Source organism: Streptomyces sp. S186, assembly GCF_051603415.1.
Taxonomy (GTDB): Bacteria; Actinomycetota; Actinomycetes; order Streptomycetales; family Streptomycetaceae; genus Streptomyces.
Genome location: NZ_CP193932.1, coordinates 1,440,458 through 1,462,248, shown reverse-complemented (window position 1 = coordinate 1,462,248; position 21,791 = coordinate 1,440,458). Strand labels below are relative to the sequence as shown.

At 68.7% G+C, this 21,791-nt stretch carries 14 protein-coding genes; 9 read left to right on the top strand and 5 right to left on the bottom strand.

Annotated features, from left to right (window positions below; translation table 11 throughout):
* Nucleotides 1-106 precede the first annotated feature (106 nt).
* The 6 genes from ACRAS8_RS06410 to ACRAS8_RS06385 are packed head-to-tail and all read left to right on the top strand — an operon-like array spanning nt 107 to nt 7,112.
* Nucleotides 107-916 carry a thioesterase II family protein gene (locus ACRAS8_RS06410; protein ID WP_438484809.1) on the top strand — a complete coding sequence of 270 codons (810 nt, stop codon included), beginning with the start codon at nt 107-109 and terminating at the stop codon, nt 914-916.
* Nucleotides 909-2,687 carry an ABC transporter ATP-binding protein gene (locus ACRAS8_RS06405; RefSeq protein ID WP_438484808.1) on the top strand — a complete coding sequence of 593 codons (1,779 nt, stop codon included), beginning with the start codon at nt 909-911 and terminating at the stop codon, nt 2,685-2,687. Before ACRAS8_RS06410 ends, ACRAS8_RS06405 begins: the two co-directional genes overlap by 8 nt.
* Nucleotides 2,684-4,462 (top strand): ABC transporter ATP-binding protein, encoded by a 1,779-nt coding sequence (locus ACRAS8_RS06400; RefSeq protein WP_438484807.1) that lies wholly within the window; start codon nt 2,684-2,686, stop codon nt 4,460-4,462. The genes ACRAS8_RS06405 and ACRAS8_RS06400 overlap by 4 nt, the downstream gene beginning before the upstream one ends.
* Complete coding sequence (locus ACRAS8_RS06395; protein WP_438484806.1) at nt 4,459-5,037, top strand: MptD family putative ECF transporter S component; 579 nt, start codon at nt 4,459-4,461, stop codon at nt 5,035-5,037. Before ACRAS8_RS06400 ends, ACRAS8_RS06395 begins: the two co-directional genes overlap by 4 nt.
* Nucleotides 5,030-5,725 (top strand): energy-coupling factor transporter transmembrane component T, encoded by a 696-nt coding sequence (locus tag ACRAS8_RS06390; RefSeq protein WP_438484805.1) that lies wholly within the window; start codon nt 5,030-5,032, stop codon nt 5,723-5,725. Before ACRAS8_RS06395 ends, ACRAS8_RS06390 begins: the two co-directional genes overlap by 8 nt.
* 7 nt (nt 5,726-5,732) lie before the next feature.
* Nucleotides 5,733-7,112, top strand: coding sequence for an ABC transporter ATP-binding protein (locus ACRAS8_RS06385; RefSeq protein ID WP_438484804.1), 1,380 nt, complete (start codon nt 5,733-5,735; stop codon nt 7,110-7,112).
* A gap of 23 nt (nt 7,113-7,135) precedes the next feature.
* Here ACRAS8_RS06385 and ACRAS8_RS06380 read toward each other — a convergent pair whose 3' ends face one another.
* The gene (locus ACRAS8_RS06380; RefSeq protein ID WP_438484803.1) at nt 7,136-8,632 is read right to left on the bottom strand and encodes an MFS transporter; all 1,497 of its coding nucleotides are present in this window, start codon (nt 8,630-8,632) and stop codon (nt 7,136-7,138) included.
* Between the two features lie 95 nt (nt 8,633-8,727).
* Here ACRAS8_RS06380 and ACRAS8_RS06375 point away from each other — a divergent pair, with 95 nt between their 5' ends.
* The 3 genes from ACRAS8_RS06375 (at nt 8,728) to ACRAS8_RS06365 (ending at nt 12,702) form a co-directional block, all read left to right on the top strand.
* Nucleotides 8,728-9,747 carry an Lrp/AsnC family transcriptional regulator gene (locus ACRAS8_RS06375; protein WP_438484802.1) on the top strand — a complete coding sequence of 340 codons (1,020 nt, stop codon included), beginning with the start codon at nt 8,728-8,730 and terminating at the stop codon, nt 9,745-9,747.
* Nucleotides 9,748-9,990: 243 nt separating this feature from the next.
* Nucleotides 9,991-11,418 carry a selenium-binding protein SBP56-related protein gene (locus tag ACRAS8_RS06370; protein ID WP_438484801.1) on the top strand — a complete coding sequence of 476 codons (1,428 nt, stop codon included), beginning with the start codon at nt 9,991-9,993 and terminating at the stop codon, nt 11,416-11,418.
* A gap of 357 nt (nt 11,419-11,775) precedes the next feature.
* Entirely contained in the window at nt 11,776-12,702 is a 927-nt protein-coding gene (locus ACRAS8_RS06365; protein ID WP_438484800.1) for a LysR family transcriptional regulator, read from the top strand.
* A gap of 168 nt (nt 12,703-12,870) precedes the next feature.
* Here the strand turns inward: ACRAS8_RS06365 and ACRAS8_RS06360 are convergent, their stop codons facing one another.
* The 4 genes from ACRAS8_RS06360 to carA are packed head-to-tail and all read right to left on the bottom strand — an operon-like array spanning nt 12,871 to nt 21,750.
* Nucleotides 12,871-14,169: an MFS transporter gene (locus ACRAS8_RS06360; RefSeq protein ID WP_438484799.1), complete on the bottom strand. Its 1,299-nt coding sequence runs from the start codon at nt 14,167-14,169 to the stop codon at nt 12,871-12,873.
* Between the two features lie 57 nt (nt 14,170-14,226).
* Nucleotides 14,227-17,385, bottom strand: a complete 3,159-nt coding sequence (locus ACRAS8_RS06355; RefSeq protein ID WP_438484798.1) for a thioester reductase domain-containing protein — start codon at nt 17,383-17,385, stop codon at nt 14,227-14,229.
* Entirely contained in the window at nt 17,279-20,632 is a 3,354-nt protein-coding gene (gene carB, locus ACRAS8_RS06350) for a carbamoyl-phosphate synthase large subunit (protein WP_438484797.1), read from the bottom strand. The genes ACRAS8_RS06355 and carB overlap by 107 nt, the downstream gene beginning before the upstream one ends.
* A complete protein-coding gene (gene carA, locus ACRAS8_RS06345) occupies nt 20,632-21,750 on the bottom strand; it encodes a glutamine-hydrolyzing carbamoyl-phosphate synthase small subunit (RefSeq protein WP_438484796.1) in 1,119 nt (372 codons plus the stop codon). The genes carB and carA overlap by 1 nt, the downstream gene beginning before the upstream one ends.
* Between the last annotated feature and the right edge of the window lie 41 nt (nt 21,751-21,791).

Sequence of the window (21,791 nt, the reverse complement as noted above, 5' to 3'; positions counted from 1 at the left end):
CTTCCCCTGCCCTGCTCCGCAGGAGTCCGATTCTCCCCCCAAACGGGAGGTACCCCCACGCCGCTCTAAGGGACGGGACATCCCTCGGAGGTATCCGGTGAAGGCAGTGGCACCACTGAGCGATGCCGAGACGAGCAGGGGAGGCGGCGTACCCGTCGTCCCTGTCGTCATCTTCCCGCACGCCGGGGGAAGTCCACGGTTCTTTCTGCACTGGACCGGCGTGATACCCACGGCCCGGCTGTTCGGCGTCACCTATCCCGGACGGGACGCCCGCCTGCACGAGCGGCACCGGGACAGCCCGCATGGCGACAGCCTCGTCGGCCTCGCCCGCTCGATCGCGGACGACCTCGCGGCGGCCGGCCTCGCCGAGGCGGCGCCCGTGCTCGTCGGGCATTCGATGGGTGCGCTGGTGGCGTACGAGACCGCGGCGGCGCTGGCGGCCCGCGGTGCCCGAGGCGTTCAGGTGGTGGTGTCGGGACAGAACCCGCCCTCCCACGGCGTGGGCACCGCACTGCACCGGGACACCGACGCGAAGCTGATCGCCGACATCGTCCGGCAGAATCCGGCGAGCGCGGAGCTGTGGCAGGTGCCCGAACTCCGCGAGATGTTCCTCCCGGTGGTGCGGGAGGACTACCGGCTGCTGGAGACATACGCCTGCACCGGCGCTGTGATCCCGGACATCCACGTGGTCTTCGGCGACCGCGATGACGAGGTCGACCCGGTACGCATCGGCGAGTGGAACGACTTCGCCACCCAGCGGCGTGCCCCCGTCCGATGCGCGGGCGGGCACTTCTACCTGCAGGCGCCCGACACCCAGCTCCCGGAGCTGATCAGCACCATCTGTGCCGGCACCGGAGCCGGTGCGGGTGCCGGTGCCGATGTCCGCGCTGCCCGCGGGGTGTGCGCCGATGTCTGACCAGCACACCAGGCAGCAGCCGGGTCTGTCGCGGCAGCCAGGGCTCTCGGAGAAGATCACGGGCGGCCCGCTGTTCCGGATCCTGCGGCCGGTGCTCGCCCCCACCGCGGTCGCGGTCGCGCTACAGGCCGCCGGTTCGCTGTGCTCGGTGATCCCGTTCTTCGCCCTGCTGGATCTCGCCGAGGGGCTGACCCACCATCAGGACGTGGGCGGGCCGCTGTTCTGGTTCATCGCCGGGCTCGGCATCCAGTCGACCTGCGGCTTTGTCGCCCTGCTGATCACGCACTTCGCCGACGTCGAACTCCAGGCGACGCTCCGCCGCACGCTGAGCGCCAAGCTGGGGCGGCTGCCGCTGGGGTGGTTCGGAGCGCACTCCTCGGGGCGGGTGCGACAGATCGTGCAGAACGACGTCGACTCGCTCCACCAGCTCGTCGCCCACACCCTCGTCGAGTCCGTCGCCTGCGTGCTCACCCCGGCCGCCGGACTGCTCTTCTGCTTCGCCGTCGACTGGCGGCTCGGGCTCGCGGTCATCGCTCCGATGGTCCTCTACTTCACCGTGTTCTCGGCGCTGCCCAAGACCGGAAACCGGGACATCATGGCGCGTGTCTCCGCCGAACTCGCCGCCGTCAGCTCGGCGATCACGGACTACTTCCGCGGGGTCGTGGTGCTGAAGGTCTTCGGCAAGGCGGGCGAGAAGTACGGGCGCTTCACCGCGGTCTCCGAGCGGTTCCGCGAGGAGTTCACCGGCCTCGTCCGGCCCGCGATGCGCGCCCAGGCCGTCGCGGGCGTGTTCCTCACGGCGTCGGTGATGGCCTGCTCGGTGTTCGCGGTGGGCGTCTGGAGCGTGCAGCAGGGCTGGACGCGCGCCGCCTCGCTGCTGGTGGTGTCGGCCGTGGCCATGATGCTCCCGGCGGCCGTCCTCACGGTCGCGACCAGCGCCCAGGCCCGGGCCGACGCGGCCGAGGCCGCGGGACGCATCGTCCGTCTGCTCGACGAGCCGGAGCTCCCGGCCACGGACCGGGAGGCGGAGCTGCGCGACGCGACGGTCGAGGTGCGTGACGTCGGCTTCGGATACCGCGCGGAGGAGCCCGTACTGCACGACATCACGCTCACCTTCCCCGCCCGCACCACGACTGCCCTCGTCGGGCCGTCCGGCGCGGGAAAGTCGACGCTGACGGCGCTGCTGGCGCGGTTCCACGACGTCGACCGGGGGCAGATCCGCATCGGGGGAGTGGACGTCCGCGACATCCCGACCCGGCAGCTGTACCGCACCGTCGGGGTGCTGCTCCAGCAACCGCAGCTGCCCGCCGTCTCGGTGGCCGACAACATCGCCCTCGGCCGCCCGGACGCCACTCGCGCCGAGGTCGAACGCGCGGCCCGCGAGGCACTGATCCACGACCGGATCCTCGCGCTGCCGAACGGATACGACTCGGTGGTCGGCACGGACGCCCGGCTGTCCGGCGGGGAAGCCCAGCGCATCGCCATCGCCCGCCTGCTGCTGGCGGACACCCCGGTGCTGGTGCTCGACGAGGCGACGTCCGCGATCGACCCGGACGCGGCGGCGCTGCTGAACGCCGCCCTCCGGCGCCTGACCGCGGACCGCACCGTCATCGTGATCACACATCGGCTCGACAGCGCGAAGGAGGCCGACAACACCGTGGTGCTGGAGCACGGACGCGTCGTGGAGCAGGGCACCCACGCCCAACTGCTGGAGCACGGGGGCGTCTACGCCCGCATGTGGAACGACGACCTCTGTGGGGTGCCCCGGTGATCTCCGCGCTCATATCCATCGGCGGCACCGCCACCGGCCGTGCGTTCCGTGGCTTCCTGACCCTCGCTACGCTGGTCGGTGTGCTCCAGGGAATCGCGCTGGCGACGCTGGTGCCGATCCTGCTGTCGCTCTACCGGAACGATGCCCAGGCGGCCTGGTACTGGCTGGCCGCGCTCGGCCTGCTCGCGGCGGTCGGCGGCACGCTGCTGGCGCGGGTGACGATGCGGGGATTCCACCTCGCGATGGACGTCATCGTCGCCATGCACCGCCGCATCGGCCGGCGGCTCGTCGAGCTGCCGATCGGCTGGTTCACCCCCGCGACCACGGGGCGCACCTCGCACGTCGCGGTGCGGGGCACGATGTTCGTCGCGCAGACGGCGATGGACATCCTGGTACCGCTGACGCTCCATGTCGTCACGCCGCTCACGGTCGCGGTCGCGACCTGCTTCTACGACTGGCGCATGGGGCTGGCCCTGCTGGCCGCCGCACCCGTCATCTGGCTGTCGGCAACAGTCGCCGGCCGCCGCAACGGCGCGGCCGAACGGCGGATCCACGATGCCGCTGCGGCCACCAACACCCGGCTCCTCGAATTCGCGGAGAAACAGCTGACGCTGCGCGCCGCGGGCATCGAAGCGACCGCGTACACACCGCTCGACGACGCGATCGACGCACAGCGCAGGGCCGGACGGCGGGCCCTCTGGTCCTCTCTGCTCGGCCTGGTCCTGCAGGGCCTCGTCGTCCAGACCGCGTTCGGCGCCGCCGTGACACTGGGCGTCTACCTCGCGGTGCACGGCACCGCCGACCCGGTCCACGTGGTCGCGCTGATCGGGCTGTGTGCACAGTTCACCGGCCCGCTGAAGATCCTGGCCGAGCTCGGCACGGCGCTGCGCCGATCGGCCGTGGAAGTCGGTGCCGTCCGCGATCTCGTCGAACTCGACGGACTGCCGGAACCGGCCACGCCGAGCCCGGTTCCGTCACGGCACGACATCGCCTTCCACGACGTCACCTTCGCCTACGAGCCCGGGCCAGGGTCGGAGCCAGGGCACGAGCAGCGTGGCCAACCCGTCCTCAACGGGCTGTCGTTGACCGTTCCGCACCGCTCGATGGTGGCGCTGGTCGGCCCGTCCGGGAGCGGAAAGACCACCCTCACCCGACTGATCGCCCGCTTCTGGGACGTCCAGGACGGGGCCGTCACCCTCGGCGGCACCGACGTCCGTGAGTTCGCCACCGACGACCTGATGGCCCAGTTGTCCCTGGTCTTCCAGGACGTCTACCTCTTCGACGACACCCTGGAAGCCAACATCCGCCTGGGCAACCCCGACGCCACCGACGAACAGGTCCGGCGCGCCGCGGAGTTCGCGGCGGTGACCGAGATCGCCGAACGCCTTCCCGACGGCTGGCAGAACAGCGTCGGCGAAGGAGGCCGGGCGCTGTCCGGTGGCGAACGTCAGCGGGTGTCCCTCGCACGGGCCCTGGTGAAGGACGCCCCGGTGGTGCTGTTCGACGAAGCCACCGCCGCCCTCGACCCGACAACCGAAGCCGTGGTGGCCGAATCCATCCGGCTGCTCGCCGGGCGCGCCACGGTCCTGGTCATCGCGCACAGCCTGGCCACGGTGGCACAGGCCGACTCGATCGCCTTCCTCGACGGCGGCGCCGTGGTCGAACACGGCACCCACGAGGACCTCCTCGAACGGAACGGCAGGTACGCCCAGTTCTGGCGCTCCCAAGCGGGAGAAACCCCACTGCTGACAAGGAAACCAGGAGCACAACCGTGAATTTCAAGGCCAGAGACCTGGTATCGCTCGGCGTCTTCAGCGCCGTCTATCTCGTCCTCTATTTCGCCATCAACATGCTCGCTTCGCTCACCCCCCTGCTACAGCCCCTTACCTCCTTCGCCACCATCGTGATCTGCGGCATCGTCTTCATGTTGTTCCGGTCCCGAGTGCGTTCGACCGGAATGGTCGCGCTGATGGCCCTGTTGCTCGGCCTTCTCACGCTGCTGCTCGGCCACCACGTGATCACCATGGCGACCGCCCTCGTCGCCGGTGTCGCCGCGGAGATCGTGATCGCCGCCAGGCGCGTCTCACCCGGGGTCTCCGACGTGCTCGGCTATGCGTTCTTCAGCCTGTGGTCGGCAGGTGCCATCCTGCCGCTGCTCTTCCTGCGCGAGGACACGCTCGCCCAGGTACGCGCGCAGATGGGCAACGCCTACGCCGATACCTACGCCGGCCTGATGACGCCGGGCGTGGTCCTCGCGATGGTGGCGAGTTACTTCGTCGCGGGTCTGCTCGGCGGTCTGCTCGGACGCAGGATGCTGGCAAAGCACTTCGTGAAGGCCGGACTTGCCTAGCCGGGGCTGGTTCGACGTCCGGACCAGACTGCTCGCCGTCATCGTCGTCGACCTGCTCCTGCTGTCGTCGGGCACCCGGTTCATCCAGGTCCCGGCCCTGCTGGTGCTGGCCGTGCTGCTGGTGTCGGAGCGGGCGGTACGCGGCGCCGCGTGGTTCACCGGGGCATGGGCCGCCGTCACGGCGCTGAGCCGGTGGGTGCTGCCGCATGTACCGGGCGGCGCGGTGATCATGACAGCGCTGCTGTACACGGTCCCGTACGTCATCGCGGCGGGGTACGGGTACTACTTCGTCCGCTCGACGACTCCGAGCGAGCTGTCCGGCGGACTGAACCGGATGCGCGTACCCCGCTTCGTGATCACCCCGCTCGCGGTCATGCTGCGGTTCACCGCGACCGTGCGCGAGGACGCCGTGGCGATCACCGACGCGATGCGGCTGCGCGGCCTGTTCGGCCCCGCGGCCGCGGTCCGTCACCCTCTGCGGACCGTGGAGTACGTGCTGGTTCCGCTGCTGGCGGCGGCGGTACGTGCCGGCGAGGACCTGGCCGCCTCGGCGATGTGCCGCGGACTCGGCGCCCCGGTCCGGCCGACGACGACCGCCCGACTGGGATTCGGCATCCGCGACGCGGCCCTGGCGCTCACCGTGCTGACCCTGGCCGCCCTCGCCACGCTGTGGAACGTAACGGAGTAACGGAGTGATGACTGTGGTGAAGGCGATCGCGCTCGACAAGGTCACCGTGCGATACCCGGCGGGCCGCGAACCGGCGCTGCGTGACGTCTCGTTCGAGGTGTCGGAGGGGGAGTGCGTTCTGCTCACCGGCGCCAGCGGATGCGGCAAGTCGACCGTGATCCGGCTGCTGAACGGCCTCATTCCGCACGTCTACGAGGCCGAAGTGTCCGGCGGCGTCGCGGTGTTCGGAAGCGATCCGGGGAACCGACCGCTGCACGAGACGGGACGCGCGGTGTCGACCGTGTTCCAGAACCCCAGGACCCAGTTCTTCTGCACCGACCCGCTGTCCGAGATGGCTTTCGGCAGCGAGAACGCGGGTGCGGACCCGGAGGGGATCCGCGCCCGCGTGGCGCGGGTCGCCGACCGGATGGGCGTCTCCCGCCTCGCCCGCCGCAGCATGTTCGCGCTCTCCGGCGGAGAGAAACAACGCGTGGCGCTGGCGTCGGCGGTCTGCGACCAGCCGCGGATCCACCTCCTCGACGAGCCGACCTCGAATCTGGACGACGGCGCGGTGGAGGAGCTGCGAGCATCCCTGACACGGCTCCGCGCATCCGGCGCGACCCTCGTCATCGCCGAACACCGGCTGCACTACCTGCGTGGCCTGGTCGACCGGGTGGTGCGGATGGACGGCGGCCGGATCGCGGAAACCTACCGGCCCGAGGACTTCTGGGGCCTACCCGAGCAGACGCGCCGCGAACTGGGCCTGCGCAGCCTGCACGCCCCGGAGGCCGCGCCGAGCCACCAGGCGGCCGACAGTAAACCGGGTCTGGTCTGCCACCACCCGCGCTTCGGCGAACTGCGCTTCCCCCGCGCGACGGTGACCGCTCTCATCGGACGGAACGGCGTCGGCAAGACACACACCGCGCGCATCCTCTCCGGCCTCGAAAAGTCGTCGGCGCACGTGGCCCTCGACGGCGTGCCGTTGACGCGCCGGGAGCGGACCCGCCGCGTCTTCCTGGCCATGCAGGACGTCAACCGGCAGCTGTTCGGCCCGTCGGTCCGCGAAGAACTGGCACTGGGGCGCCCGGGCGTGTCGTCATCCGCCGTCGACGACGCCCTGCGACGGCTGGACATCGGCCATCTCGCCGACCGGCATCCACTGTCGCTCTCCGGCGGCCAGCAGCAGCGGTTGGCCGTCGCGTCGGCGCTCGTCGAGGGCCGCGAGGTGTACGTGTTCGACGAGCCCTCCTCCGGCCTCGACTTCCGCTCGATGCGGTCCGTCTCCGAGGTGCTGACGAACCTCGCCGACACGGGCGCGGCCGTGGTCCTGATCACCCACGACCACGAACTCGCCGACGAGTGCGCGAAGAACCTCGTGCCCTTGTCCGCTACGGAGGATTCTCCCTGAACGTCCATGCTCCGCCCGCCTGCTCACACGTGAGTGCTGTGCTGCGCCGCCGGCTCGTGTCCTGGGGCAGGACCGGTGGCGGTTCCGGGACTCCGTTGCTGTCGCGGCCGCATGAAGACGGTGGCGGCAGCCGTGGCGAGGACCAGCACAGCCGCGACGCAAAAGGCGTTTCGGGCGCCTGTCAGCGTGGTGGCGCTCCCCTGCACGAGAGCGCCGGACGCGGTGACGTGGAAGAAGACACTGCCGAGCAGGGCGACGCCCAGGGTGCCGCCGAGTTGCTGAACGGCGTTGAGCAGACCGGCTGCCGAGCCGGTCTCGTGCGGGCGGACGTGGTGCAGGGCAGTGGTGAAGAAGGGCACGGCGTACAGGCCCTGGCCGAGCCCGGCCACCGCCAGCGCCGGGAGCAGCGACCACGGGTAGGAGCCGGGCCGACCGGTGCCGTACACCACCGCCGCGGCCACGGTGCCGAGGAGCAGGGCCAGCAGACCGACGGCCATGATGCAGGCGGCACCGTATCGCGGTACGAGCCAGGCGCCGGCGGCCCAGGACGACAGTGCCATGGCGACCGACCAGGGCAGCAGGGTGTAGCCCGCCGTCAACACGTCGCTGTGCAGCCCTACTTGCAGTTGCACCACGATCACCAGCATCAATCCGTTGACCACGGCGAAGAAGAGCACGGAGGCGATCAGGGCGGCGGGGAAGCCGCGCTCGCGGAACAGGCTCGGCTCGACCAGCGGGCTGCGGCCGCATCGCCCGCGCCACCGCTGGTGGAGAGCGAAGCCGGCCAGCAGCGCGCCGCCGAGGGTCAGCAGCGACCAGCACCAACCCGGCCACCTCACCGCGCCTCCCTGGATCAGGGGGTAGACGATCAGACCGGTGCCCAGCACCGCCAGCACCGTACCGGTGAGGTCCAGACGCGGCCGCCTGGCGGCGCGGTCCTCACGCAGCAGCCGACCGGCCAGCAGGACCGCGGCGCCGAGGGGGACGTTGACGAGGAACACCGCGCGCCACGTGGAGCCGAAGAGATCGGCGTGGGTGAGCACGCCGCCGAGCGCGGGACCGGTGACGGCGGCCAGACCCATGACGGGGCCGATACAGCCCATGGCCCGGGCCAGCTCGCGGCCGTCGAACAGGGCACGGATCATGCCGATGGTCTGGGGAATGATGAGCGCCGCGGCGGCCCCTTGCACGGCCCGTACCGCGATCAGTGCCGCGGTGGACGGGGCCAGCGCACACGCCAGCGAGGCGAGGGTGAAGGCGGCCATGCCGGCGCGGAAGATCCGCCGGCGGCCGGCGATGTCGCCCAGGCGCCCGCCGGTGATCAGGAAGACGGCGAAGGGCAGTGTGTAGGCGGCGCTGAACCACTGGATGGCCGCGTCCGAGCCGCCGAGGTCGGCACGGATCACCGGCGCGGCGACGGTCATGACGGTGGCGTCGAGGAGGTTCATCGCTTCGGCCAGCAGGAGCACCGCCAGCGCGGCCCAGCGGTGCGGATGGGGTGTGGTGGATTCGTCACGCATGGCCCGACGGTGCGCCGAGGCCCGATCCTGCTTCCACTCCTGCCGACAAAGCGATGAGACTTTCCACATTCCCGTCTCGTGTGCATGATTCTCACATGCTGGACGACATCGATCGCGGTCTCATCCACGCCCTGCACATCGACGGCCGGGCGCCGTTCAGCACGATCGCCGACGTCCTAGGTGTCTCGACGCAGACCGTCTCCCGCCGCTACCGGCGGCTGTGTGCCGAGGCATCGCTGCGGGTGGTGGGCCTGGCCGACCCCCACCGGGCCGGGCGCACGCAGTGGCTGCTACGGCTCACCGCCGTCCCGCACGCCGCCCAGGACCTCGCGGCCGCGCTCGCGCGCCGCGCCGACACCTCCTGGGTCATGCTGGCCTCGGGCGGCACCGAGATCGTCGCGCTCGTGCACACGCCTACCGCCGACGGCCAGGCCGGTCACGCGCTGCTCCTGCACGACATCCCGCGCACAGCCGGCATCACCGCCGTCTCCGCACACTGCGTCCTGCACACCTACCTCGGCGGACCCACCGCCTGGCCCGGACGCGCACAGAGCCTCGATGCCGAGCAGCGCAGCCGCCTCGCGCCCGCCGCCGCGCCCGCCCGTCCCGCGCAGCAGGCCCTCACCCCGGCCGACGGCGACCTGCTCGCCGCCCTCCAGCGCGACGGTCGTGCCAGCCTCACCGACCTCGCTGAGGCCACCGGCTGGTCGGCCGCCACCATCGCGCGCCGGCTGTCCGATCTGCGGGCCGGCGGCGCACTCTTCTTCGACGTCGAGCTCGACAACTCCCTGCTGGGCGTCACCACACAGGCAGTGATGTGGATGGCCGTCGCCCCCGCCCACCTCGACCGCGTCGCCCGGACCTTGGCAGGGCACCACGAACTCGCCTACGTCGCCGCCGTCACGGGCCCCAGCAACCTGGTCGCCGAGGCCCTGTGCCCCGACCCGACAGCGCTGCACCGCTATCTCATCGAGAAGGCAGGAGCCGTGGAAGCGATCCGCGGCCTGGAGACCGCTCCTGTTCTGCGCATGGTCAAGGCAGCCGGCCCGCTCCCGTCCACGACCCGCCCCGGCGCGCCCCGCCGCGCCAGGACCCGCACCCCACCGGCCGGGTAGGCCGCGAAGCGCTCCGGGCAGCGGTTTCGGGCCACTGCGGCGGCGAGTCGGTGCGGGCCGAGCGCGGTGGAAGGGGCCGCGCCGGCATGGGTGTTGTGCGCCAGTTCGACCAGTGTCTGCGTCTCGCGGTGGGCTTGAATGCGCTCCTTGGCAGAGGTTCGGGCATGTGCCAGGCTCGTTCGGGCGTGTGCCAGGCTCGCCGGTGCGCTGCCGTTCCGCCCCGCTCCCCTGAGGAGAGTCGGCATGACCACGATCGAGCACGACCAAGCAGGTGATCCCACCCTCTACCGCACTCCGGCGGACGCCGTTGCCGCACCACCCGAGAAGTTCGCCTACGTCGTCGGCTTCGACCGCACGGCGCAGCGCCCAGATGCCTTGTTCACCCTCGACACCGACCCCGAATCCCCGTCATTCGGCCGCGTGTTGAGCATGGTCGAAGTCCCCGGACGCGGTGACGAGCTGCACCACTTCGGTTGGAACGCCTGCTCCAGCGCCCTCGCGCACGCCGGTCACCACCACCCCGAACGTCGCTACCTACTGGCGCCCGGACTGCGCTCCTCGCGACTGCACGTCTTCGACACCCACCCGGACCCGGCTCGCCCCCGCCTGGCGAAGGTCGTCAGCGCCGACGATCTGGCCGCCAAGGCGGGCTACTCGCGCCCGCATACCCTGCACTGCGGCCCCGACGGCGTCTTCCTCTCCTGCCTGGGCGGCGCGTACGGCGCCGATGGACCCGGCGGCGTCGCCCTGCTCGACCACGACACCTTCGAGGTACTGCGCCCCTGGGAAACAGACCGGGGACCGCAGCACCTGGCGTACGACGTGTGGTGGCATCTGGGCCACAACGTCGCCGTGACCAGTGAGTGGGGCACGCCCTCGATGGTCGAGGACGGTGTGGACCCGGAGATGCTGCTCGCCCGCAAGTACGGCCACGCGCTGCACTTCTGGGACCTGGACACGGGCCGGCACCTCCAGCGCGCCGACCTGGGAGACGAGCACCAGATGGTGCTGGAACTGCGCCCGGCCCACGACCCGCAGGCCACGTGGGGCTTCGCCGGCGTCGTGATCAGCACGGCGGACCTGTCTGCGTCGGTGTGGTTGTGGCACCGGGACGCCGACGGGGATGGTGGGGAGTTCTCCGTACACAAGGTCATCACCCTTCCCGCCGAGCCTGCCGAGAAGAGCCAACTTCCCCCGGCGCTCCAGCCGTTCGGCGCCGTACCGCCGCTGATCACCGACATCAATCTGTCGGTCGACGACCGCTGGTTGTATGTCTCGGCCTGGGGGACGGGCGAGCTGCTCCAGTACGACGTCAGCGACCCCTTCCACCCCCGCCGGACCGCGTCCGTGAGGCTGGGCGGCATCACCGGCCGTGCGCCGCACCCCTCGACGCCGAACGTACCCCTGTCCGGTGGGCCTCAGATGGTCGAGCTCAGTCGCGACGGACGACGGGTGTACCTGACCAATTCCCTTTACGGGGCGTGGGACGACCAGTTCTACCCGGACGGTATCCAGCCGTGGCTGGTCAAGCTGGACGCGGACACCGCCCGCGGCGGACTGGTCGTCGACGAGCGCTTCTTCCCCCACGGCGAGGAGTTCCAGGGAAGGCGGGTGCACCAGACCCATCTCCACGGCGGCGACGCCTCCTCCGACTCCTACTGCTACCGCTGACGGCCGCCTGGCTCGCATCGACCTGGAGCGACGCGCGCGAGTACGCCGATCTCCAGCGCGGCCCACAGGGCGCCGTCGGGGGTGATCGCGCCGTCGCCAATCCGCACGGGTGCGTAGGTGCGCAGGGCAATGGGCGGCCGGATGGGTGCCGAGGACCCCTGTCCTGAGAGTCGGCTGCGATGCTCGCATCACGACAACGAGCTGGGTCACGAGGTAGCACCTTGTTTTCTGTGAGTTCTAACGGTTTGTTAATGAAGTTGAATGATTCCGGTAATAGGCGCAACGGAAGCGTGGCTTGGGTCGTGACTCGCGCCACAGCTAGGGAGGTGATATATGCCGCACTGTTACCATCGCGGCATGCTGATTTCGCGGCAGTTAATCTATTTCACGAGTCTCGCCAAAGAGTTACATTTCGGGCGCACTGCCGAATTCCTCCACATTACGCAGTCCGCCCTTTCTCAGAGCATTCGGTCCATGGAACGTTCGCTGGGACTGGAACTCTTCGAGCGCGATAGACAGGGCGTCCAACTGACCGACGCCGGGCGGGCCCTGCTGGAGGAGGCCGAGGAACTCGTCGAGCAGTCCGAGCGTGCCCTCAGGGCGGTGCGCAGAGCGGCGCAGGGGTGTCGCGGGACGCTGCGGATTCTGTACAGCCGTTCCGGGGTTCATCTTGGGCAGCGCGGTCTCGTGGAGGAGTTCCGCCGCCGGTATCCGGGGGTTGACGTGCGCACCGAGGCCGGGTGGGCGGCGCACAATCTGGAAGCCTTGCAGGCCGGTGCGGCGGACGTCGCGTTTCTGCGTACGCCCCCGTGTTCCTCGGACGTGGCCACCCATGTCGTCAGCCACGAAGAGTTGGTTGCGGTCGTGCCCGTGGGGTCGACGGTGGCCTCCTCCGGCGAAGTGGTCAGCCCCGAAGAGCTGCGAGGGGAGCCGGTGGTGACATGGCCCAGGAGCCAGGCGCCGGAGCTGTATGACCGCATATTGGCGCAGGTGTGGCGCACGGAGGGCCCGTCCGTCGGCCTGGTCGAGCCCGACTACGCGAACGTCATCGAGGCGGTCCGCGCCGGTCACGGCATCGCGGTGCTGGACCGTCGGCTTGCGGAGACCGCTGGGCAGGACGGGCTGGTGATCCGTCGGTTTGTGCCGCCGCGTCCGGTCGGCGAGGTCTCCGTGGCATGGCTGCGCGGGGCCACCGCACCGGTGCTCCGTCGCTTCATCGGCTTCCTCAGGGCCGAGCGGCCAACGCCCGTGGCGGCTATGAAGGTTGGTGTAACGGCGGGGTGAGGAGCGGCGGCGCACCATAGAGGGGCGGCCCGTCAACGCGTTGAGTGACGCGGTTGGTTGGTTCGAACCCTGGCCGACACACCCGGGCCCACACCCGCACCAGCCGCTTCGCAGCACTCTGCCCCGCCGGTCAAGTGATCGGCGGGGCAGAGCGACAGGGCCGGGCTCCTAGATTTCCTCCGCGACGGCCGGCGTCGGGAGGGCGGTTCCACGGTCGCGTTTCCGCACGTAGCGGGTCATCAGTGCACAGCTGACCAGCCAGAACACGCCGCCCAGGAAGATCAGCCAGGAGTCGCCGAGTACGGGGTCCAGGTTGGCGAGCAGACCGGTCGCGACCCAGCCGATGGCCATCACCGATCCGCTGACGCCCAACACCCAACCCTGCTTGTCCTCGGGAACGGCGTCCGAGAACACCGTGAGCAGCGTCGTGTAGGCGACCATGTCGAAGGCGCCGATGACCATCGCCAACACCCATTGCCCGGCTTGTACATGCACGAGCCCGGAGGCTACTTGCGCGACGCCGGCCACGACGAGGCCCACCTGTGCGGTGTAGGCGGCGGTGCGACGGCGCAGCAGGGCGCGGACGACCACCGTGAGACCGATGACGAAGAAGGTGCCGATGAGGCCACTGAACAGGCCCAGCCCCAGCGTGGAGTAGTGGAATTCGTGCTGCAGCTGCAGCAGGATCATCTGGAAGTAGAGGCTGTAGCCGATCTGCATGAGCAGGAAGATCACGCAGAGCAGCCGCACCCGTTGGTCCGTCGCGGCCTCGATGATGACTTTGAACGGCAGCAGCACACTGATCTTCTGTGTGCGCGCCGCCCGTGTCGTCTCCTTGAACTTCACCAGAATCCACAGGTAGCAGGCGAAGGAGAGGAGACCGACGAGGGCGAAGGGCGTCCAGTAGCTGAAGAAGCTCACCGTGGCAGAGCTTGATGTCGCGCCGCCGATGACCGGGCCGATCACGATTCCCGCGCTGTAGGCGATCGACATGATACTCATGTTGATGGCTTTGTTCTCGGGGGTGCTCAGGTCCGAGATGGCCGCCTGCGCGATGCCCTGGCAGCCTGCCATGAGTCCGCCGAGTCCGCGGCCCACGATGAGCAGGACCAGACTGGGCAGGGCGGCTCCGGCGGCCATCATGAAGTAGCTGGCCGAGAGGCCGAGCACGCAGGTCGAGAGGACCCGCTTCCGTCCGAAGACGTCCGAGAGCTCACCCATCAGCGACGAGCCGAAGAACATGAACAGCGGATACACGGCGTATCCGAGGCCGATGAAGAAGAACCGCCACTGTTCACTGATGCCGGCGGACAGGATGCCGGAGTGCGGATCGCTGAAAATCGCCGACAGGATCGGGTAGACGAGGCCGAATCCCATGGCGTCGATGCAGATGGCCAGCAACGACGGTGAAATCTTCCAGAGATCGAGCTTTGTGCCCGGCTTGGCGCTCGACTTGGCGTTCGACACGGCCTGTTCCGTCTGTTCCGTGCCGTTTTTCTCTAATCCCATATTGGTCCCTGTGTTTCACTTGCTCTCGTTGAACAGGTATCCGGTGTACCGCGCGATCAGGCTGTCGTAGTCGTCGTCGGGATACCGGAGTCCGATCGTCTCCAGCGCGGCCTGGGTGGCCTCGGTGCGGACTGCTGCGGAGGGTGTCGAGCCGTCCGGTCCGCCCGTTCCTCCGTAGAACGTCTTCAGCGGGTAGAGCACATGGTCGGGCCGGATCGGGCGTACGTGGTTCTCGATCCATTCATCGGTCGGGATGAGTTCGACCGGGTGTCCCAGGCGCCGGAGTTTTTCCAGGTACTGTCGCCACGTCATGCTTTTCGGGTTGGCCAGGTTGAAGAACCGGGGGTCCGAACCGTAGTCGCGTGTGTGGGAGAGGCCGACAATCGCCTCGCTCACCCGGTCGACGGGGACCATCTCCACTTCCTTGTCCCAGTCGGGAGCCACGCCCAACTCGATGCATCCCCTGATGAGCATCAGCGAATGGTTGTTGAGGTGGTTCGACTTTCCGGTGAGGCTGTGCCCGGTGATGTTCCCCGGACGGTAGACGTCCACGGGCACCCCTGCCTCCGCCGCCTGGACGAGCAGGTTCTCGGCGGCCCACTTGGACAGGACGTATCCGTCGGAGGCGCTGGGTTCACGACGTGGCGGAAGCTCTGCCGATCCGCCTTCCTGGATCCGGTTGCCGGCCTTGCGGGTGGAGATGAAGAACACCTTCTTGCGGCGTTCTTCGGTTGCCAGCCTGACGATGTCGACCGTGCTCTGCACGTTGGCCGCGCGCAGGCTCTCGTAGTCGAGGAGATGGTTGACGTGCGCGCCGCAGTGGTAGATCGCGGTGGCCTCGGCCGCGAGCGAGTGCCAGGTTTCCGAGTCCAGACCGAGGCGTGGTGTGGACAGATCGCCGGGAAGGAAACTCAACCGACCAGAGAATGGACCCAGTTCGATGTCGTACTCGGCCGCAGCGCGATGGACCTTTTGTGCGGCTTCGGTAGCGTCGGTCGCTCGCACCAGCAGATGAATGCGGGCGGTCGTCGTATGCAGGAGACGGTCCAGGAGATGTATGCCCAGAAAGCCGTTCCCGCCGGTGAGCAGAATGTCCCCGGCCTGAGGGGCATCCTGCCTCGGCGCGGGTGGGGGGACGAGCTCCAGGCGTGCGGTGGCGTCGGCCTGTGCCGCGCGTCGGCCTCGGCCGCTCAACCGACCGTCCCGGACGAAACCGAGCAGGTTGGCGAAGGTGGGGTCGGAAAAGAACTCCAGGGGAACTGGCGGGGTGTTGAGTTTCCGTCCGACGGTGGAGATGAGTGCGCTGGCCAGAAGGGAATCGCCACCGGTATGGAAGAAGTTGTCGTCGAGTCCTACCGTGCGCCTTCCGAGCAACGAGGTCCAGATATCGGCGAGTCCGGCCTCCTGCGCGTTCTGTGGCTCAAAGCCGCTCGGGGAGTGTTCGTCGTCCTCGTCGGGAAGTGGTAACCGATTGACGTCCAACTTCCCATTGCTGTTGAGGGGGAGGGCCTCCAGGGGCACGATGTGGTCCGGGACCATGTACTGCGGTACGTGGTCCCGCAGGAATTCCCGCACGGTCAGCGGGTCGGGGCGCCCCGCGTCCCCCGTCACATAGGCGATAAGGCGCGGGCTGCCGCGAAGTTCGCGGGGAACGACGGCGGCGTCGCGGACACCGGGGCAGTGCCGGGCATGGGCTTCGATGTCGAGGGTCTCCACGCGCATACCGCGGATCTTGATCTGCCGGTCCACTCGGCCGGTGTGTACCAGGGTGCGTCCGTCCTCGTTGATCCGGACCAGGTCTCCGGTGCGGTAGAGGGTGGCGTCACCGGGCACACCGATGGTGTTCGCCGCAATGAACTTCTCGGCGGTGAGCTTGTCGTCGAGGTAGCCGTTCGCCAAGGCGGGGCCGGCTACGTAGAGTTCGCCGACATTGCTGTCGGCTCTGTCCGGAACGACGTGGAAGGTGCTGTTCAGCATGGGGCCGCCGATGGGCACAGTGCTGGTCGTGCGCGGTTCGCGCGGGTCGAGTCGATGGTGGGAGACGACGCCGCTGAGTTCGGTCCCGCCGAGCACGGCGGTGACATCGACACTCGGTGAGAACAAGGTCCGGAAGCGGTCGATCAGGTCGTACCCCACCGGTTCGCTGCCGATGACCAGCAGGCGGAGTTTGTTGTCGGTCAGTTCCTGCGTACGGGCGGCCGGTTCGTGGGACAGGAAGTCCAAAAGGTTCTTGAGGAAGGACGGCACGATGTCGAGCACGGTCGCCCCGGTTTCCTTGACCATTTCGAGGTATTCCCCGGGGCGGAGTCGCTCCTCATCGCGACTGATCGCGACGGTGGCCCCATGCAGCAGCGGTACGAGGAGATGGCGCACCGACGAGGAGAACGCTATGGAGGCCGTGTGCACATAGACGTCGCCGGCATGGAGATCGAGGGCGGACCGGGCGGCCTCCAGGTAGTTGGTCAGCCCTCGTTGGTTGACCTCGACTCCCTTGGGCGTTCCCGTCGAACCGGAGGTGTACATGATGTACGCGGCAGTCGTGCCGGGCAGCACACGCCGATTGACCGGCTCGCAAGGTGCAGCGGACGGCACCGAGTCGTCCACGTCGACCATGACGCGCGGCGTATGCGGGGGCAGGAACTCGTCGCACTGTTCGGCAAGGGATTGCTCTGTGATGACCGCGTCCAGACCGGCGCCCCGGCAGATGGTGCGGAGTCGTTCCGACGGATAGCCGGGTTCCAGTGGGACCCAGACGGCGTCGAGGTGCATGGCGGCGCATATCGCGATCGCCATGGGGAAGCCGCGGCCGACCAGCACACCCACGCGGGTGGTTCCGGCCTCGACGGGAAGCTGGGTGAGGAGTCGGCCGGCCACACGGACGGCCTGGTGGTGCAGGTCGCGGTAGGAGAGTTCCTCGCCGGCGCAGATCAGCGCGGCCTTGTCCGGATGGTGTTCGCAGATCTTCGCGAACCGCGTGCTGAGGTTTTCCTCCGGTATGGATGCCTTCTCGCCAATGAGCGTGTACACGTCGCACCTCGGATGGGGAAAGAGAGAAGCGGTGGGGATCTCAGTGGGCGCCGTCGATGGCTGACCGGTACGGATGCCGGCCGCCGCCCGCGCGGCCCACGGCGAACGGGGCGTGCCACTGCTGGAGCGAACGGACCTGGTGGCCATCGGGCCGCGCGCTCTCGATCGCGGTGATCACCGCCTCGAAGGCCCGCAGAGTGGTGGTGTAGGGGACGTTCTTGTCCATGGCGGCCCGCAGCAGGCAGGCGAACTCCTGTCGTTCCTCGACCGTGGTGTCCCGGTCGCAGACGACGGCCAGCAAGGTCCCGCCCGGCCGCTCGCAGCACTTCAGTTCCTTCATCAGCACGTGCGGGGTCGACGAAGGAGTGGCGGCGATTCCGTGGTGGGCCAACATCTCGGCGAATTCCACATCGGTGGAGATGTGGAATCCGAGGTTGGCCAGTCGCTTCACCGGAGAGATGAACGCGCGCTTGTCACCGCCGGTCACCGAGACGAACACCGTGCCGTGATCCGGGAGGTCGCCGTACCCGGCAGTCTGCGACTTGGCGTAGGCCGGGCCGAAGGCGGCGTCGATTCCCATCACCTCGCCCGTGGACTTCATCTCCGGCCCGAGCAGGGCGTCGACGCCCAGGCCGTCCGGGGTGCGGAAGCGTTGGAACGGCAGCACGGCCTCCTTGACCGCGACGGGAGCATCCACCGGAAGCCGCACGCCGTCACCACTGGTCGGGAGCAGCCCTTCCGCGCGCAGATCGGGCAGGGTGGCGCCCAACATGACGCGGGCGGCGGCCTTGGCCAACGGAACAGCCGTGGCCTTGGAGACGAACGGCACCGTACGCGAAGCTCGGGGATTGGCCTCCAGGACGTAGAGGGTGCCGTCCTGCAGCGCGTACTGGACGTTGAGCAGGCCGCGTACACCGATGGCACGGGCCAGTGCCTCGGTACTGGTGCGCACTGCCTGGATGTCGTGCCGTTCCAGCGTGGTGGGGGGCAGGACACAGGCGGAGTCACCGGAATGCACTCCGGCCTCCTCGATGTGCTCCATGACGCCGCCGAGGTAGAGCTCGTGGCCGTCGTAGAGAGCATCCACGTCGATCTCGATGGCGCGGTCCACGAAGCGGTCCACGAGGACGGGGTGTTGAGGACTGATCTCCGTTGCACGGTCTATGTACGAGGCCAGTGCCGCATCGTCGTGGACCACCTCCATACCGCGCCCACCCAGGACGTAGGACGGTCGCACCAGCACGGGGTAACCGATGCCATCGGCGATCTGCTCGGCCTCGGCGGAGGAGGCCGCGATGCCGTATCGAGGCGCCGGCAGGCCGGCGGAGGCCAGCAGTTCCGCGAAGGCACCGCGGTCCTCGGCGGTGTGGATGGCTTCGGGCGAAGTGCCGACGACCGGCACCCCGGCATCCTTCAGACGCTGCGCCATGCGCAGTGGAGTCTGGCCTCCGAGCTGTACGATCACGCCGGCGACGTGACCTGACCGGGACTCGGTGTGCACCACCTCCAGGACGTCCTCGAAGGTGAGCGGTTCGAAGTACAGCCGGTCCGAGGTGTCGTAGTCGGTGGAGACGGTCTCCGGGTTGCAGTTGACCATCACCGTTTCGAAGCCGGCTTCGCGCAACGCCGTCGCCGCGTGCACGCAGGAGTAGTCGAATTCGATGCCCTGGCCGATGCGGTTGGGGCCGGAACCGAGGATGATCACCTTGGGGCGGTCGGCTTGGGCAGCCACCTCGCACTCGGCGTTCGGATCGAGTTCGTAGGCGGAGTAGTGGTACGGCGTCGTCGCGGCGAACTCGGCGGCGCAGGTGTCCACGGTCTTGAAAACGGGCCGCACACCCATGCGGTGCCGTAGGGCGCGTACCGCGTCCTCGCCCACAAGTTCCGTCCGCAGGGCGGCGATCTGCTCGTCCGAGAGGCCCGCGCGTTTGGCACGCCGCATCAGCGCGCTGTCGAGCACGGGTGCGGAGAGGAGCTCGGAACGGAGTTCCAGCAGCGCCGCTATCTGGTCCACGAACCAGAGATCGATACCGCTGGCCCGGTGCACCTCCTCGGCGGTGGCGCCGAGGCGCAGGGCCCGCTCCACGGTGTACAGCCGGCCGTCATGACCGGTGCGCAGTTCCTCCAGCGAGGTGGCCAGGCACGTGTCGTCGGGGTCGGGTCGGGTCCAGAAGCCGGAACTGGAGGATTCCAGGGAGCGCAGTGCCTTGCCCAGGGCCTCGGGGAAACTGCGGCCCAGTGCCATGGCCTCACCGACGCTCTTCATCGTCGTGGTCAACCCGGTGTCCGCGTCGGGGAACTTCTCGAAGGCGAACCGGGGAACCTTGACCGCCACATAGTCCAGTGCCGGCTCGAAGCTGGCAGGCGTCTGCCCGGTGATGTCGTTGCGGATTTCGTCGAGGTGGTAGCCGATTGCCAGCCGTGCGGCAATCTTGGCGATGGGGAATCCGGTGGCCTTCGACGCCAGGGCACTGGAACGAGAGACCCGCGGATTCATCTCGATCACCACGAGCCGGCCGGTGACCGGATGGACGGCGAATTGGATGTTGCAACCGCCGGTGTCGACACCGACCTCGCGCAGTACCGCGATACCGACGTCGCGCATGCGCTGGTACTCACGGTCGGTGAGCGTCATCGCGGGGGCTACGGTCACGGAATCGCCCGTGTGGACGCCCATGGGGTCGATGTTCTCGATGGAGCAGACGACCACGACATTGTCGTGTTTGTCGCGCATCAGCTCCAGCTCGAACTCCTTCCAGCCCAGCACACTTTCCTCGACGAGTACCTCGTGAACGGGGGACTCGGAAAGCCCGAGTGTCGCCATCCGCTCCAGTTCCTCAGCCGTGTGCGCCATGCCCGACCCCAGCCCACCCATGGTGAAGCTGGGCCGAATCACCAGTGGCAGACCGTGTTCGTCGGCGAACGCCCGCACATCCGCCATGGACCGGCACACCGCACCGATCGGCACCTCACCGCCGACAGCGCGGACCACGTCCTTGAAACGCTGCCGGTCCTCGCCCCGCTGGATGGCTTCGATGTCGGCGCCGATGAGTTCCACACCGTATTTGGCCAGCACTCCACGCTCATGCAGGGCCACTGCCGTGTTCAGCGCGGTCTGGCCGCCCAAGGTCGCCAGCAGCGCATCCGGTCGCTCCGCCGCGATGACCTTCTCGACGAATTCCGGAGTGATCGGCTCGATGTAGGTGGCGTCCGCGAACTCCGGGTCCGTCATGATGGTCGCCGGGTTGGAATTGACCAACGACACGCGGATTCCCTCGGCACGCAACACCCGGCACGCCTGTGTTCCCGAGTAGTCGAACTCACATGCCTGACCGATCACGATCGGCCCCGAGCCGATCACCAGAACGTGCTGGATATCCGATCGCTTGGGCATCAGTGTGCCTCCTCCATGAGACGGCTGAACTGATCGAACAGAGGCGCTGCGTCGTGGGGTCCGGCAGCTGCCTCCGGGTGGAATTGGACCGAGAACGCCGGGCCGTCCCAAAGGCGCAGCCCCTCCACCGCTCCGTCGTTGGCGCAGTGGTGGGATACCTGGGCACGCCCGAAGTCGGTGACGAACTCTTCGCGCGGCTCGCCCTCGACTGCGAAGCCGTGGTTCTGCGCGGTGATCGACACCGCGCCGGACGACGCATCGATCACGGGGATGTTCAGCCCGCGATGCCCGTAAGGGAGCTTGTAGGTCGCGCGCCCCAGTGCACGTCCCAGGATCTGGTGGCCGAGGCAGATCCCGAACAGTGGGATGTTCCGCTCCAGCACCTGTCGGACCAGGGCGACCTGCGTATCGGCGGTGGCGGGATCGCCGGGACCGTTCGAGAGGAACACCCCGTCCGCCCCGGTCATCAGCACGTCCTCGACCGTCGAGGACGACGGCAGCACATGCACCTCCATGCCGCGGGTCGCCATCATGCGCGGGATGCTCGCCTTCATTCCCAGGTCGAGGGCCGCGACCGTGCATCGCTTCCGGCCTTCCGCCGGAATTACGTAAGGCTCGACGGTGGTCACATCCGCGGCCAGGTACGCGCCGGTCATGCCGGCGGACTCGGACACGGCAGCGATCATGTCGTCGTCGGATGCCAGCGCGGCACCGGAGAACACTCCGCCGCGCAGGGAACCTGACCGACGCAGGTGACGCGTCACCGTCCGGGTGTCGATCCCGGCGATGCCCACGACGCCCTGGCGTGCGAGTTCTTCGTCCAGCGGCCGGCGGGACCGCCAGTTCGACGGGCGCGGAGCCGGGTCGCGGACGGCGTATCCGGCCGCCCAGATCCGCGTCGACTCGTCATCCTCGTCGTTCCACCCGGTATTGCCGATCTGTGGTGCCGTCGCCACCACGATCTGCCGGTGGTACGAGGGGTCCGTCAACGTTTCCTGGTAGCCGGTCATGCCCGTCGAGAACACCACCTCGCCCAAGGAGGCCCCCACGCGGCCGAACGACTCGCCACGAAATATCCGGCCGTCCTCCAGGACCAACGCGGCTTCTGTGATTCCCATTTACCCCGTCCCGTAAGTCGTCCCGTAAGTAATCGAATGCG

Bases quoted from the DNA above. Each gene is read 5' to 3' on its own strand.
- ACRAS8_RS06405 (WP_438484808.1), top strand. From the start codon at position 909: ATGTCTGACCAGCACACCAGGCAGCAGCCGGGTCTGTCGCGGCAGCCA.
- ACRAS8_RS06385 (WP_438484804.1), top strand. From the start codon at position 5,733: ATGACTGTGGTGAAGGCGATCGCGCTCGACAAGGTCACCGTGCGATAC.
- ACRAS8_RS06380 (WP_438484803.1), bottom strand. From the start codon at position 8,632: ATGCGTGACGAATCCACCACACCCCATCCGCACCGCTGGGCCGCGCTG.
- ACRAS8_RS06375 (WP_438484802.1), top strand. From the start codon at position 8,728: ATGCTGGACGACATCGATCGCGGTCTCATCCACGCCCTGCACATCGAC.
- ACRAS8_RS06370 (WP_438484801.1), top strand. From the start codon at position 9,991: ATGACCACGATCGAGCACGACCAAGCAGGTGATCCCACCCTCTACCGC.
- ACRAS8_RS06365 (WP_438484800.1), top strand. From the start codon at position 11,776: ATGCTGATTTCGCGGCAGTTAATCTATTTCACGAGTCTCGCCAAAGAG.
- ACRAS8_RS06355 (WP_438484798.1), bottom strand. From the start codon at position 17,385: ATGGCCACCAGGTCCGTTCGCTCCAGCAGTGGCACGCCCCGTTCGCCG.
- carB (WP_438484797.1), bottom strand. From the start codon at position 20,632: ATGCCCAAGCGATCGGATATCCAGCACGTTCTGGTGATCGGCTCGGGG.
- carA (WP_438484796.1), bottom strand. From the start codon at position 21,750: ATGGGAATCACAGAAGCCGCGTTGGTCCTGGAGGACGGCCGGATATTT.